This is a genomic window from Lacihabitans sp. CCS-44, assembly GCF_024343735.1.
Lineage (GTDB): Bacteria > Bacteroidota > Bacteroidia > Cytophagales > Spirosomataceae > Leadbetterella.
Map to the genome: position 1 here is coordinate 92,992 of NZ_RJUE01000001.1, position 14,962 is coordinate 107,953.

11 protein-coding genes are annotated in these 14,962 nt (G+C 34.9%); 4 read left to right on the top strand and 7 right to left on the bottom strand.

Annotated elements, in window-relative coordinates; all coding sequences use genetic code 11:
* The first annotated feature begins 11 nt into the window (after positions 1-11).
* The 3 genes from EGI26_RS00425 (at position 12) to EGI26_RS00435 (ending at position 2,925) form a co-directional block, all read left to right on the top strand.
* Positions 12-611 (top strand): glutathione peroxidase, encoded by a 600-nt coding sequence (locus tag EGI26_RS00425; protein WP_255075607.1) that lies wholly within the window; start codon positions 12-14, stop codon positions 609-611.
* A 2-nt stretch (positions 612-613) separates the two neighbouring features.
* A complete protein-coding gene (gene menA, locus EGI26_RS00430; protein WP_255075609.1) occupies positions 614-1,498 on the top strand; it encodes a 1,4-dihydroxy-2-naphthoate octaprenyltransferase in 885 nt (294 codons plus the stop codon).
* 86 nt (positions 1,499-1,584) lie between these two features.
* Positions 1,585-2,925 carry a tetratricopeptide repeat protein gene (locus tag EGI26_RS00435; RefSeq protein ID WP_255075611.1) on the top strand — a complete coding sequence of 447 codons (1,341 nt, stop codon included), beginning with the start codon at positions 1,585-1,587 and terminating at the stop codon, positions 2,923-2,925.
* A 50-nt stretch (positions 2,926-2,975) separates the two neighbouring features.
* Here the strand turns inward: EGI26_RS00435 and EGI26_RS00440 are convergent, their stop codons facing one another.
* Positions 2,976-3,752: an AMP nucleosidase gene (locus tag EGI26_RS00440; RefSeq protein WP_255075612.1), complete on the bottom strand. Its 777-nt coding sequence runs from the start codon at positions 3,750-3,752 to the stop codon at positions 2,976-2,978.
* Positions 3,753-3,820: 68 nt separating this feature from the next.
* Between EGI26_RS00440 and EGI26_RS00445 the strand changes: the two genes are divergently transcribed.
* A complete protein-coding gene (locus EGI26_RS00445; RefSeq protein ID WP_255075615.1) occupies positions 3,821-4,255 on the top strand; it encodes a type I restriction enzyme HsdR N-terminal domain-containing protein in 435 nt (144 codons plus the stop codon).
* A 4-nt stretch (positions 4,256-4,259) separates the two neighbouring features.
* Here EGI26_RS00445 and EGI26_RS00450 read toward each other — a convergent pair whose 3' ends face one another.
* From EGI26_RS00450 to EGI26_RS00475, 6 genes are all read right to left on the bottom strand, one after another.
* Positions 4,260-5,012, bottom strand: coding sequence for a LytTR family DNA-binding domain-containing protein (locus tag EGI26_RS00450; RefSeq protein WP_255075617.1), 753 nt, complete (start codon positions 5,010-5,012; stop codon positions 4,260-4,262).
* A gap of 5 nt (positions 5,013-5,017) precedes the next feature.
* A complete protein-coding gene (locus EGI26_RS00455) occupies positions 5,018-9,505 on the bottom strand; it encodes a PAS domain S-box protein (RefSeq protein WP_255075619.1) in 4,488 nt (1,495 codons plus the stop codon).
* Positions 9,506-9,633: 128 nt separating this feature from the next.
* Positions 9,634-10,818, bottom strand: a complete 1,185-nt coding sequence (locus EGI26_RS00460; RefSeq protein WP_255075621.1) for a sensor histidine kinase — start codon at positions 10,816-10,818, stop codon at positions 9,634-9,636.
* Entirely contained in the window at positions 10,815-12,578 is a 1,764-nt protein-coding gene (locus EGI26_RS00465; RefSeq protein ID WP_255075623.1) for a phospho-sugar mutase, read from the bottom strand. The genes EGI26_RS00460 and EGI26_RS00465 overlap by 4 nt, the downstream gene beginning before the upstream one ends.
* A gap of 49 nt (positions 12,579-12,627) precedes the next feature.
* Entirely contained in the window at positions 12,628-13,482 is an 855-nt protein-coding gene (locus tag EGI26_RS00470; RefSeq protein WP_255075624.1) for a bestrophin family protein, read from the bottom strand.
* Positions 13,483-13,487: 5 nt separating this feature from the next.
* Complete coding sequence (locus tag EGI26_RS00475; RefSeq protein ID WP_255075625.1) at positions 13,488-14,840, bottom strand: M20/M25/M40 family metallo-hydrolase; 1,353 nt, start codon at positions 14,838-14,840, stop codon at positions 13,488-13,490.
* Positions 14,841-14,962: the final 122 nt, after the last annotated feature.

The window sequence follows — 14,962 nt, forward strand, 5'->3', positions numbered from 1 at the left end:
CTTACAAATAAATGAAATTCTTAACAGTAGGAATCTTAACAGTAGCAATAGTGGCTTTTTTTAGTAGAAATCTAATCAAAAATATTTTTAGCAAAAAACAAACAATCTTGTCATCTAACAATGTAAACAATTACATGGGATCTTTTTATGATTTCACGGTAAATGACTTAAGCGGCAAACCCGTAAGTCTCAAAGAATATCAAGGAAAAGCAGTTGTATTGATAAATGTGGCTTCTAAATGTGGTTTTACTCCGCAATATGCCGACTGGCAAAAATTTCATGAGAAATATGGTGACAAAGTTGCAGTTCTTGGTTTTCCAGCAAACGATTTTATGTCGCAAGAGCCTGGCTCTAGTGAAGAGATAGCTGAATTCTGTCAAAAGAATTATGGAGTAAGTTTCAGAATGTTTGAAAAAATACAAGTTGCAGGAACAAGCAAAGCTCCTCTTTATAACTGGCTAAGTAACAAGGAACTTAACGGTTGGAATAGCCAAGAGCCAACCTGGAATTTCTGCAAGTATTTGATAAATAAAGAAGGTAAATTAACTCATTTCTTTGAGTCAAAAATCACACCTGAAAATCCAGAATTTCTTAAAGCTGTTGGTATATAAAAATGAGTATTGCCGCAAGAGACTGGCTTTCAGCCGCTAGACTAAGAACACTCCCTTTAGCTCTGTCGAGTATTATTATGGGTGGTTTTTTGGCAGAAAAGTTCGGGAAATTTAGCCCAACGATTTTCGGTTTTGCATGTTTGACCACTATTCTGCTTCAGGTACTTTCAAATTTTGCAAATGACTACGGCGATACCCAAAACGGAGCTGACTTGGTAGATAGAGTTGGCCCCACCAGAGCTGTGCAATCAGGCAAAATAAGCCCAAAGCAGATGTTGGGAGGAATAGTTTTCATTGGAGTTTGTTCATTACTATCTGGCATTTTGCTGATCTACATATCGTTTGGCGGTTTTACGCAATTATTTTGGACATTTTTGGCAATTGGCTTACTCTGCATTTTAGCAGCCTACACCTACACGGCAGGAAAAAAACCATACGGATACATGGGGCTTGGTGATATTTCGGTATTCATATTTTTCGGGATAGTCGGAGTTGTTTGCAGTTATTTTCTTTACTCACAAACTTTCAACTCACAAACTATTTGGCCTGCTATCAGTTGTGGAGCCTTAGCAACTGGAGTTCTCAACATCAACAATCTAAGAGACATTGATTCAGATAGAACCGCCGGTAAAATCACAATACCGGTTAGAATAGGTAGAAGAAATACTATTATTTATCATTGGGCATTGCTTTTGGTGTCGATTGGAAGTACCCTTTTTTTTATAAATAATATAGGAAATGTAAAACCATACTATTTTGTTTCCTTTCCGTTAATAATTCTTAATGGTGTACAAATCTCCAAATCTTCAAATCCAGACCCTTACTTGAAAACATTGGCCATTACTTCTTTGGCTCATGTTTCACTACTTGGTTTTAGTATAATTTAAAGAACGTCAACTTTCTATAAAATAGAAAATCCGTATCCATTAAAATCTTTTTGATTATATTTGACTTATTTTTTTAAAAATACCTCATGAGAAAACATTTACTTTCCTTCGTGTTTATTTTATCCTTTTGCATAGCTTCTTATGCTCAACAAACAGCCTCTGAATATTTTGAAGCGGGAGTAAACAAAAGCAAAGCTGGAGATTATATAGGTGCATTGGCCTCGTTTAGTACAGCCATAGCAATGAACCCCGACAATCACCAGAGCTACTTTAACCGAGGACTTGCCAAACAAGCCTTAAAAGACAACAGAGGGGCCATTTTAGACTTTGACAAAGCTATCGATCTAAGCCCACGAGATGCAATGTCCTATCTCTACAGAGGTCTTAGCAAAAGCTACCAAGACGATAACCGTGCGGCTTTACAGGATTTCAATAGAGCCATAGAAATAGCTCCAGATGATGCATACTCTTATCTTCAAAGAGGTACAATAAGGGCTAAATTAAACGAACTCACAAGAGCGATTCAGGATTTTACTAAAGTGATTGAATTGAACCCAAGCGACAAAGAAAAATATCAAGCATACTATTCGCGAGGTTTGTGTAAATCTAAATTGGACGATTTTAACGGTAGTATTGCCGATTACACAAAATCGATAGATATAAACCCAAAGAGAGCTCAGACTTTTGTGGAAAGAGGCAAAAACAGAATAAAAGTGAATGCGTTTTCAGATGCCATAACTGATTTTGATGAAGCCCTAAAGCTAGACATTCAAGATGCTCAGTCATTTTTTTTTAGAGGTTTTTCAAAAGGAAAACTTGAAGATTACAACGGTGCCAAGCTCGATTTCGACAAATGTTTACAACTTGACCCTAATCATCAGCCGGCGTATTACGGCAGAGGTTTTGCCTACTCAAAGCTGAATAACCAAAAAGCCGCATTGTCTGATTATAATAAAGCACTGTTCGAAAAGTCTGACTCAAAAGGAAGTAAAGATGCCTACAACGGAACACTAACAAAATCTACCCTTGACAACTTGAGAGGGGCAGTGGATGAGAAAATAAAAATAGTGGACTTTACCGAAGAAAAATCTGAAGTATTCTATGCGAAAGGCTTGTCGAACTACAAAGCCTCAAATCTCAAAGATGCTCTACTTGATCTGAATAAATCCATAGAATTAAATCCGACATATGCCGAGGCTCATTTTGCAAGAGGTCTTGTGAGATCAACCATGGGGACTCAATCTGAGGCAATGATAGACTGTGGAAATGCCATAAAAATAAACCCCAAATATGCAGAAGCTTATTATGTAAGAGGATTGATAAAAAATGCACTTGGAGACAACAACGGCGGATGCTTTGACCTCAGCAAATCTGGCGAGCTGGGCTACGCCGCAGCCTATAACGTAATCAAAGACTACTGTAATTGATTACATTATTATAAGCCCTTAAAAAAAGTGGTGTTCACCACTTTTTTTTCTTAGTTCTCAAACCTCATGTGTTTTACAGACTCCCCAGAATTGGCTAGTTCATCTAGTGATTCTATACCTATCTGTAAATGTTTTTCTACAAAGTTTGAAGTAACTTTCTTATCACTTTCTTCGGTTTTAACGCCATCCGGCTCCATGGGGTTGTCTGACACCAACAACAAAGCTCCATGTGGAATAGAATTCACGAAACCCACAATAAAAATAGTGGCGGTTTCCATATCTATGCCCAAAGCCCTTATTTCTTTCAAATAATCCTTAAATTTTTCATCATGCTCCCAAACTCTTCTGTTGGTAGTGTACACTGTACCCGTCCAATAATCCATCTCATGCTTTATAATCATCTCAGAAACAGCCCTTTGAAGCCTAAAAGACGGCAAGGCTGGAATCTCTGGCCTGGCATAGTCGTCACTCGTACCTTCTCCCCTAATAGCGGCTATAGGCAGAATAAAGTCCCCCAAAGCACTAATTTTTTTTAACCCACCACACTTTCCAAGAAACAACACCGCTTTGGGATTAATGGCCGTAAGCAGATCCATTACTGTAGCTGCCATGGCACTACCCATTCCAAAGTTAATTATCGTAATATTTCCTGCTGAGGCCGTTTGCATGGCATTGTTTGTTCCTAGTATTTCCACACCATATTTTTCGGCAAACATTTTAACGTAATTCGAAAAATTTGTAAGCAAAATATATGGTTTAAAATCCTCCAGTGGAGTTCCGGTATATCGTGGCAGCCAATTCTTAACTATTTCTTCTTTAGTTTGCATATATCATTAGTTTGTTTAAAATTTGAAGTAGAAAACCGATTTTGTTTGAAAATGATTCCCTGTGCAATATGATTATTAAAAATGAAAAACGCAAAATAAAAGAGATTGACGGGAGAGCTTACATTTTTGACATTATTCGAAAAAAATATATCCTTTTAACACCTGAGGAGATTGTCAGGCAAAATTTTTTGGACTATCTGATTCTAGAGAAAACTTACTCTAAAAACCTAATCAAGTTGGAGTCTGCCCTGAAGTACAATTCCTTAAATAAAAGATCAGATATTCTTGTTTATGATAAGCTCGGAAAGCCTTTTTTGCTTGTTGAATGTAAAGCGGAAAGTGTAGCAATCTCTCAAAGTACTATAGAGCAAGCGAGCAGATATAACTTCCAAATAAAAGCTCCATTTGTATGTATCACCAATGGATTAAAAACGTATTGTTTCAAAATTGATTTTAATGATAATTCAATTATACAATTGAACACTATTCCTGAAATAATTTAAAACTTTAAATTTCATTTAGCCACTGTAAAAACTCTACTTTCCTACGTCTTGAAACTGGAATTTCAACATCCAACTCGGTCATTACAGTCCCCCCTTCTCCCTTGGTGTATTTTTTAATGTAGGTTTTGTTGACTAAAAACGAATGATGAATCCTAAAAAAACCATAGGAAGTAAGGTGCTCTTCAAAGTCTTTGATACTTTTCGTTACAACTTTCTTTGAGCCATCTTTTAAAAACACATGAGTATAGTCTTCATCTGCCTCACAATATACTATTTGATCAATTTGTACAAGTTCCAGTCCGTTTAAGACTGGCAATGGTATCTTGTTTGAGGTATTTTTGGGCATTTTAAGACTTTCCAAAAGTATCTTAAAATTATTTGTAATGTCATTGGATGCTATATTTTTGATAGCCTTCTCAACCGCATCTTTTACTTCCTGAATATTTATTGGTTTCAGTAAATAATCCAATGCACTAAACTTTATAGCTGTTATGGCGTATTGGTCAAACCCGGTGGTAAAAATTACTTGAAAATTAATTGAATCAAATCTTTCAAGTAAGTCAAACCCAGAACCAAAAGGCATTTCAATATCTAAGAAAACTATGTCAGGTTTTTTGCTTAAAATCAAAGGGTATGCTTCTTCAATGTTGTTGGCTATTCCTAAAATCTCAAGTTGGTTTTCACAGTATGTAAGGATGATTTTTGAAAGTGTTTCTATACTTCTATTTTCATCATCAACAATCAAACAGCTATGCATTCTTTTTATAATTTAGGGAAATAAATTTCTACTAATGTACCTATATTTTCAGAATTTTCTAACAAATCAGAAATTTTATATTCAATATTTTCCAAATTCAACTTGTTATAATTCGCTATTCTATCTGTTGTAATTTTGAGTCCTTGAGACTTATAACCTTGGCTTGAAAGCAATTTGATCTTTTCTGCTGCTTTTCTACCAACGCCGTTGTCTTCTATTCTAACCAAGATATTTTTATCGTTATCTAAGAAAGAGACTCTCAATAGTCCTTTTGAACTTTTGTATCGAAGTCCATGATTTATAGCATTTTCAATAAACGGCTGTAGTAGCATGGTCGGAATTTCGTTATATTTATTCACTTTCGGATCAAATTCAAAAACATAATCAAATTTATTCTCAAACCTCAGTTTCTCCAGCTCAACATATAGTTTAAGATTAGCGATTTCCTCATCCAAAGAAATATATTTACTTCTTGAAGAATCAAGAAACTGCCTGATAAGAGCAGCAAACTTGGTCAAATACACATTAGCCATTTGCTCTTCTTTATTTATAATATAGCTTTGAATCGAGTTTAAAGCATTGAATATGAAATGAGGATTCATTTGCATCTGAAGAGCCCTGAGTTCAAGCTCTGAATAGGCGTTTTGAGCAATTTCTGTTTCATGCTTTGCTATCTGAGTTTCGTTTTCAGCATCTTTTATCTTGGTCACATCCTTCAAAATACCTATTACCATCGTATTGCCGAAATTTCCTTCAGAAACTATCTTGGAAGAAGTGAAAATCCATTTCAACTGTCCGCTTCTATCTTTGATTCTGAACGTGCCGTTTGAATAACTATTTTCATGTAAACCGCTCATTAAATCTTGAACAATTTCTTGATCGTCTTGCAATGCAAAATCATTCAATTGAAATACACCCTTTTTCCATTCGTTACTCGATATACCGTAGATATTTTTAATAGATTCGCTGACGAAAAGCGGCTTCAAAGAAGGATATTCTCTAGCCCACACCACTTCATCTAATGAGTTCAATATAATGTTCAACATTTGCTTGTTGTCTTTCAGTGCAAGCTCCATGTTTTTACGTGCATCTATATTTCTAATAACCACCACCGATGAAATTGGATTATTATCATCTCCCATTACAACATTTACAACAACTTCTATCCAGAAATATCTGCCATTCTTATGCCTAGCTCTTAATTCAAAAAACACATCTTTACCCAGAAGGTTTGGAATATCTATCACAACATTATTTAAAACTTCGATGTCTTCTTTATGGATAAAATCAAAAATTTCTGAAATACTTAATAACTCAACCTCCGGCCAAGTGTAACCAAATAATTTTTCACACTGAGATGAATAATAAACAATCTCATTGTCTCTAAATATCATAAAACCATCAGAGGTATTGTCTGTGATAAACCTCAATCGGCTCTCATTGTCTCTCAATGCTATTTCATTGCGTTTTCTTTCAGTTATATCAGTAATTATTTCTACAATCTGATTGACATTTCCCGAAGAATCATATAAAATTGTAGAGGTCATTTCTACCCAAATCCAACTTCCTTTGAAGGTCTGTACTTTAAATTCTATTGGTAAGTTCTTGGAATTTAAATTGGAATTTTCTAGGATAAAATCTAAGGAGTCGGTGTTAAACAATTCAGAAGGTCTGTTTCCTAAAAGGTCACCTAATTCAATCTGAAACAATCTAAGATATGCATTATTTGCCCATATAGCTTTAGAGTCAACGTCTGAAATCAAAACTCCATTGTTGATTTTTTGAGCAACTATTGAAAGACGCCTTATTTCGTTATCTATCGATACTTTTATGGTAACGTCTCTTGCTATTCCGCTAATTTTAACCAGTTCCCCGTTTTTATCAAATATCGGTGATATTTTTTCATTGATAACTTTAATATCTCCCGCAGGAGTTTTAATTCTGTAGTTTATTTCATTGTAGATACCATTCGTTATTCCATTTTTTCGTTCATCAATTGTGGAAAAATCTTCTTCTAAAATAAGTTTCTCTATAAACTGATAATCATCATATCCTTCTTTCTCAGATACTCCAAAAATATCAAAACATGCTTTACTGATCAATAAGAATTTAGAATTCACTATATCAAACAACCAAAAAACCTCTTCAAGTGTGTCGCTAACTTGTTTAAAATTCTCCTGACTTTCTTCCTTAAGTTTTTCGTTTTCAAGCTTTTCAATTGCAGAACCTATACTTGCTCCAATAGATAACAGCAAATTAATATAATTATCACTCCAGTTTTTTTCCTCTTTACAATCATCGAAGCCTATGTAACCCAACAGCTCCCTTCTAGAAACAACAGGTATGACTAATTGGCTTTTGATGTCTTGTAAAAATAGTCTTTGATAATGTTCGGGGTCTTTTATATCAGAAATCACAAGTTGAAATGGCCTCCCTTCTACTAATTCTTGATAATATTTGCCAATTTTGGAATATTCCAATGACTGTAGGGCTGGATTGTCCATCTCAGACTTCACACCTTCACCAACCCATTCTTCCATTTGTTTAAAATATCCTTTTTCTATTACATTGGTGAAGTAGTATACCCGACTTGATTTGGAAGCTCCACCGATTTTCTGAAGAATTAAGCCAAGTGAACTTTCAAGGTTATTGGTTTTCTGAAGAATCTGACTGACCTCGGCAGTAACTCTTAATATTTCACTCCTTTCAAGCAATTTTCTTTCTGCATCTTTTCTAAGTTCTTGCTCCCAAAGTGCAAGTTTTATATTTCCTATATGTCTTATAAATGCTAATTCGTCAGAGCTCCATTCTCTTATTGAAGTATGTTCACAGCAAATTACTCCTTTAAATTGCTCTCCTAATCTTAAAGGAATATCTACAGATGACTTGATATTATTTTTCAAATAATATCCATTCATAATCTCACTTTCATTCCTCAACGGCCCTTCTGATACATCTGAAAGCACTAATTCTAGGTTATTTTTCAGTATATCTAGGTAAGATTGCCATAGTTTTTTAGATAAAGGACTTTCACTTTTATGTTCTTTGGCGGAGTTCGAATAACTATCAAGACATATAATTTGATTATCTCTCACCTCCCAAATACTAGAAAACTCAATATTTAATCCCTTTGCCAAAGCCTCAGTTAGGATCTTACACTTTTCTAAAAAGCTTTTTTCAAACGAAATTGCATTATTAGAAAGGTCATACAAAATTTGATTACGCAAAGCCAGAGCATTTTTTCGTTCTGTTTCAAGATTTTCTAGCCTAACTCTTTCAGTGATATCTATAGAAAATAGAAGAACACATTTTTTCTTTTGCCCAGGAATATCTATTGGAATCTTTATTGTCTGAAAATACCCAAATCCTCCGCCTATGCGTACTCCTGCCTCTTTTGGTATTACTAATGATTTTTCACTTTCAATAACTTTTCTGTCATCTTCTAAATATTTCTGGATTAGATTCGGATCAGAATTATAACTATCATCCTTTCGGCCGAGAACGTCTCCAGGATTTATTCCAAAAATTGTTGCAGAATTCTTATTTGCAAAAATAAACTCACCTTCGTAGTTTTTGACTGCTATAAGCCCTGGAAAATTTTCAACTAATCCCATACTTAGTATAGCTTCAAAATTTATACTCTGTTTTGCTTTCTTAAGATCAGTTACATCTTTGGCTACAATTAACGTCCTTTGAAGTCCTCCTTTTTCATCATAAAAATTATATAAAATATCTTCACGATATTTCGTGGTACCATTATTTATTAACAGTCTAAACTTCAACCTAAATTTTGTAAGTCTCTTTAATGAAGCTCTTTCTAACTTGTATTTTACATTTGCAATATCATCGGGATGAATAAACGCAAATAAATCTTCTACAGAAACATTTCTATTCTCGAAAAAACCAATTTCGAAATCGTTCTTTAGTTTTTCACTCAAATAGGTTAAGACACCTTGTTCAAATATGTAGATACCATCTGATGTATTTTCGGCTAATAAATAAAACTGCTTTTGAAAGTAATCATCTGGAGGCCTCTGGTCTATCTCTTGAATATTCCCTATAATTACAGGCTGGTTGCTATAATGATTTGCTCGAACCATTTTGACATTAAGAAAGAGCTCAGATCCATCAGGTCTTCTTATTCTTATTATATTTGAGTGGACAGTTTTGGTCAAGAGTGTGTTCTGAAAAGTAGCAACCAACCCTTGAACATCAAAAGTTCCTACCATCAATTTTATTAGACTCTCTAGATTGACTGTTTCTGTTGACTGAAATCCGAATAGAGATGCTGCGGTATTATTTATTTTTAATAACCCTGTATTGATTTGATATTGCCAAATACCAAAATTTGATAATTCTAAAAAGCGGTTGAAATGCGTAGGATTTAATAATAACTCTTCTTCAATATGTCCTACATTCCTATCTAAACTAAGTTTTCTTAAGTCAACTGATGACTTTGAGGATATTTTGAGCTTTATATAAAGCAAAACCATCTTGGAATATTTCCCTAATACAAAGGAAACAATTGAACAGATAACTAATAATACCGAAACTATGTTCATATTGCCCATATCAAATCCTTAAGAAATTAGAGAATGCTGGGTTTTACCTGAAAAATATATCAATTTAGTGGAAATCTTACTTCCACTACCGTACCTGTATCTTCTTCACTCTCACTTACGTTGGTGTATAAATCATTTATGGAGAATCCAATATTGGATTCATTTATCTTATTGTAAGTCACTAATCTTTCAGCCGTAATTTTCAGACCTTGAGATTTATAACCTTTGCGTGTTTTTGATTGTATTTCTTTTGCCACTTTTCTACCCACTCCGTTATCTTCCATTCTACAAATCAAATATTCGTTTGAATAATAAAAGAATATTTTCAAAAGCCCTTTAACCCTTTTATATCTAAGACCATGATTGATAGCATTTTCTACGAATGGTTGCAAAATCATAGTGGGTATCTCTATGTATTTGTTGACTTCGGGGTCTACATGAAATACATAATCAAACTTATCTTCAAAACGTAAACTTTCCATCTCTATATAGAGATTCAGCATCTTTATTTCTTCCTGCAATGATATGTATTTACTTCTTGAGGAATCCAAAAACATCCGAATCAAGTTAGCAAACTTTGATAAATAACTGTTCGCAGTTATGGCATCATGAGTCATTACATAAGACTGAATAGAATTCAGAGCATTAAAAATAAAATGAGGATTCATCTGCAACTGCAAAGTTCGCAACTCCAGCTCTACGATTTTTTTTGTGTGTCTTTGTTCCTCATCAGCCCAAAACTTTAAAAACCTCTCTCTTCCATAAAATAACCCAAACAAAGAAATAAAACTGGCTCCCCAAAACCACCAAGTCCTCCACCATGGTCTCTCTACTTTCAAATGAAAAAAAACTTCAGGCGAACTTTGACCGCTTTGGGTTTTGTATTTTATAAAAACATTGTATTCTCCAGATGTAAGATTTGAAACTTTAAAGCTATTCCCCTTAAAATTCACCCAGCTCACAGTAGAATCATGAAAAAGATTCTTTTTCTCAATTTTGTATAGAAATGTACTGATATCCTGACTATTTTGAGGACTTTTGAGATGAACTTCTATGATGTTCTCATAATAATTCATCAAATATTTTGGCTTAAAAACGTTATCTTTTCCAGCAATTTCTACATTCTTAATCCTAACCTTTGGCAAAGCCGAAGCGAACACTCCTAGAGACAGGAGTGTAAAAAACACCTGAAAGAAAAGAAATAAAGACAGTTTTAAATGAACCGATTGTTTGTTCGTTTTCAATTTAAGTTTAGTTCATGGCCAATTTTGGAGACTTTGAGTTTTAGTTTTTCTAAGGTAGCCTCGAAGTCACCTTTATTTTTAAGTTTATCTTTTACGCCTATGTAAAACTTTATTTTAGGTTCAGTTCCCGAAGGTCTACAAGTAAACTTCGTGCCGTCTTCTGTAAAAAACTGTAATACATTAGATGACTCCATACCCATTTTACCCGATTCTATTTCACTAACCTCTCCAGTTTTAATATTAACACGCTTCAATGCCCCTAAATCATCCATTCTGATTACTTTAGAGCCCGCCAATGTTTTGGGCGGGTTGTTTCTAAAATCAGTCATCATTTGTTGAATTTCTTCTGCTCCTGTTTTTCCTTTTTTTGTCACAGAAATAAGGCCTTCATAATAAAACCCAAAAGTCTTATACATGTCAGCCAGAAAATCAAACAAGCTAATTCCTTTGTGCTTTGCATAGGCTGTTAATTCTGCAATCATCGCACAGCTGGCAATAGCATCTTTGTCACGGACTTTATCTCCAATCAAATAACCATAGCTCTCCTCACCTCCGCCTATAAAAGTTTGTTTGCCTTCTAATTCTCTAATAACCTGTGCAATATACTTAAATCCTGTCAAGGTATTGTAACATTTCACACCTGCTTTATCTGCCATGGCATCTATTAAGTCTGTCGTCACAATTGTTTTACAAACAAACTCATTGCCTGTAAGTCTTCCTGCTGATTTCCAAGCTTTCAAAAGATAAAAAATAATCAAACTGGCAGCCTGATTACCATTCAATAGCTGCCATTCACCTTCTGGATTTTTCACTCCCATACCTACTCTGTCAGCATCAGGATCTGTTGCTATTACCAAATCAGCATCTATTTCCTGAGCCTTTTTTAGAGCTAGGCTCATGGCCTCTTTCTCTTCAGGGTTAGGATATACTACTGTTGGAAAATTACCGTCTGGTGTAGCTTGCTCTTGAACAATAGTTACATTTTCAAAGCCCAATTGAGCCAAAGCTGGTGGCACCATGGTTATTCCAGTACCATGAATAGAGCTAAAAACTATCTTAAGGTCTTTTTGTTTTTTGATAATTCTAGGAGATACAGCAATACTTTTTACTGCTTTGAGGTATTTTTTATCCAATACCTCACCAATCATTTTTATTCTCTTTTTTACTCCTTTAAACTTTATATCCTTAACATTGGTTATGGCATTTACTTCAGCCACAATATTTTTGTCGTGAGGAGCTACAACTTGAGAGCCATCTACCCAATAAACCTTGTATCCATTGTATTCTCTTGGATTGTGAGAGGCTGTAATAACAATACCCGACTGGCAGCCGAGCTCTCTCACAGTAAATGACAACTGGGGTGTAGGTCTTAATGCTTTATAAAGATAAACCGTTATTCCGTTAGCAGATAAAATATCAGCAGCAATTTGTCCAAACTCAGGCGAAAAATTTCTACTATCATATGCGATTGCAACTTTGATCTCTTCTCCAGAAAAACATTTATTTAGATAATTAGCTAAACCTTGAGTGGCTGCACCTACAGTATATTTGTTCATTCTGTTAGAGCCAACACCTAGCTCTCCCCTCATTCCTCCTGTTCCAAACTCCAAATTTTTATAAAATGAGTCTGTCAGTTGAGTGGTATTCCCTTCATCAATTAATTGCTGTATTTCGTCTTTTATCGTTTTATCATAGCGTCCTTTCAACCAGGTTTTAATATTTTTTTCAGCAGTAGGGTCCAGTTTCAGTTTATTCAACATATTAAATTATTTTAAGGAATAGACAAATAAATAAATATTAGGAAACTTATCAAAATATTTGAGATAAATTCTGTTTTATTGTTTTGAAAATATTATCGGTCGGTAAATCATTTGCGTCTGTACCGAAAGGATCCTCTATTTCTTCGGCTAAAAGTTCAATACCAGCAAAAACATAAAAAATCAATGCTACTATGGGGCTAGCCCAATATCCAAACTCCCTTACAAAGCCAATGGGCATAGTGAAAATATATACAAATATCACTTTCTTCAAAAACAGACTGTATGAAAAAGGAATAGGTGTTTTCTTTATTCGCTCACACCCCCCAAGAATATCCATGAACGATTTTAGGTCTTCGTTTAAATACACCATTTTCATACTCATATCGCTTTGACCATTAAGCAAAAGAGAAATTTTTTTATGCACAAGACCCATGATAGCTAACGGAATATTATCAGCATTATCAGTAATCGCATACCTTGAGTGTTCACTCAGATCTTTCAGCTTTACCCCATGCCTAAGGTGTTCTTTTGTAGCCCAAACAAAGTCAATCATCAAGTATTTTATTTCATCCTTAATATTGGCTTCACCTTCTAAATTGTAAATTTTCAACATCAAGCTTCGAGAATTATTCACCATCGCTCCCCAAAGTTTTCTACCTTCCCACCATCTATCATAAGCGGAGTTTGTCCTAAAAACCAATAACATCGAAAGCACAAAACCAACTAAAGAATGTATAACTGTAGTGTTTTTGAAAGTAGCATGAAAATAATCGTTTTCTAGAAATGCTATTACAGCAGTAAATACTGCTACTCCTAAAATACCTGGCAACAACTGCCTAAAAGTATCGCTTTTATGAAAAGCAAATATTAATTTCCACCAATCTTTGGGATTGTAAGTAACCATAAAAACTAATTAAGATTATCAAGTAAATATACCAAAGATGCCATTGAACCTGCCCCCAAATCTAGCTCCCGCTTGTTTACCGACTCAAACGTATCATTACTAGCATGATGATAATCAAAGTATCGCTGAGAATCTGGCTTGAAACCTATAATAACAGTTCCCGTTTTAGCTAATGGGCCAATATCAGCACCTCCGCTTCCTTTTCCTATTTCATGAAGCCCATAAGGCGAAAGAAGATTCCTAAAACTCGTCAATTGGTTTATTTGTTCCTCATTGCCTACAATTCCAAATCCCCGAGGTGTAAATCCACCAGAATCTGACTCAATGGCATAGACATGCTTTTCATTCTTTTTTACCGCCTCGTCGGCATATGCGGTTCCTCCTTTAAGGCCATTCTCTTCATTCATAAACATCACCACCCTGATTGTTCTTTTAGGTTTGTAACCTAGGGCCTTCAATATTCTTAATGCCTCTATGGATTGCATACATCCTGTACCATCGTCGTGGGCACCCTCAGCTAAATCCCAAGAATCCAAGTGTCCCCCGACACCAATTATTTCATCCGGTTTTTCAGACCCTAAAATTTCTCCAATAACATTGTGAGAGGGGGCATCTGCTAGGGTTTCGCAATTTTGTTTGAAGAAGAATTTCAGCTTTGGATTATTCTTCAAAGATGCACTTAGTCGATTTGCTGATTTTGTGGAGATTGCGGCTCCTGGAATCATACCTCCTCCTGAATATCTCATTGATCCAGTATGCGGAAAATCATCTTCTCTAAGATTCATTGATCTTACTATTACACCAATAGCTCCAAACTGGGCAGCTTGTGAAGCCCCACCCCCCCTCTGGTCTACAGCTCCGCCGTAAGCCTCAAAAGTATTGATCTTAGTTGGGTCCATTGGTCTATTATAAAACACCACTTTGCCCTTTATTTCATTTACTCCTAATTCCTTTAACTCTTTGAAATTTCTCACTTCAATTATCTCTGCCAGTAGACCGTTTTTAGGCGTGGCTACAGAGCCCCCAAGAGCTGCAATAGCCACTTTATTCTTTTTCCCATTATCTACAAAATAGGCTTCTTCTTTAGCTCCTCTCACCCAATTCGGAACCATAACTTCCTGCAAAAAGACCTTATCGAAGCCATAAGACTCCATAAGTTTTTTAGTGTAATCAACAGCTTTTTGAGCTCCAAAAGAGCCACTTAAACGAGGCCCAATGTTTTTACAAAGAAACCTGAGATTTTCATATGACTGCCCGTTTACGAGTGTTTCATTATATATATTTTTTATAAAAATAGAATCTAAGTTTTGACCAAGTGCTGAAACCGAAAACAACAAAAAGAGAAGTAGTTTTTTCATGAGTAAATGACAGTAAAAATCAAACAATTGGCCTTGTATTATCAAAGACACAATATTAACAAATAAAACCTCTAAAGCATCTGTGTTTCAAAAGTTAATTTTTGAGAAAAAAAAATGCCTGC

Coding starts and splice junctions, on each gene's coding strand:
- EGI26_RS00425 (WP_255075607.1), top strand. CDS start 12: ATGAAATTCTTAACAGTAGGAATCTTAACAGTAGCAATAGTGGCTTTT.
- menA (WP_255075609.1), top strand. CDS start 614: ATGAGTATTGCCGCAAGAGACTGGCTTTCAGCCGCTAGACTAAGAACA.
- EGI26_RS00435 (WP_255075611.1), top strand. CDS start 1,585: ATGAGAAAACATTTACTTTCCTTCGTGTTTATTTTATCCTTTTGCATA.
- EGI26_RS00440 (WP_255075612.1), bottom strand. CDS start 3,752: ATGCAAACTAAAGAAGAAATAGTTAAGAATTGGCTGCCACGATATACC.
- EGI26_RS00445 (WP_255075615.1), top strand. CDS start 3,821: ATGATTATTAAAAATGAAAAACGCAAAATAAAAGAGATTGACGGGAGA.
- EGI26_RS00450 (WP_255075617.1), bottom strand. CDS start 5,012: ATGCATAGCTGTTTGATTGTTGATGATGAAAATAGAAGTATAGAAACA.
- EGI26_RS00455 (WP_255075619.1), bottom strand. CDS start 9,505: ATGGTTTTGCTTTATATAAAGCTCAAAATATCCTCAAAGTCATCAGTT.
- EGI26_RS00465 (WP_255075623.1), bottom strand. CDS start 12,578: ATGTTGAATAAACTGAAACTGGACCCTACTGCTGAAAAAAATATTAAA.
- EGI26_RS00470 (WP_255075624.1), bottom strand. CDS start 13,482: ATGGTTACTTACAATCCCAAAGATTGGTGGAAATTAATATTTGCTTTT.
- EGI26_RS00475 (WP_255075625.1), bottom strand. CDS start 14,840: ATGAAAAAACTACTTCTCTTTTTGTTGTTTTCGGTTTCAGCACTTGGT.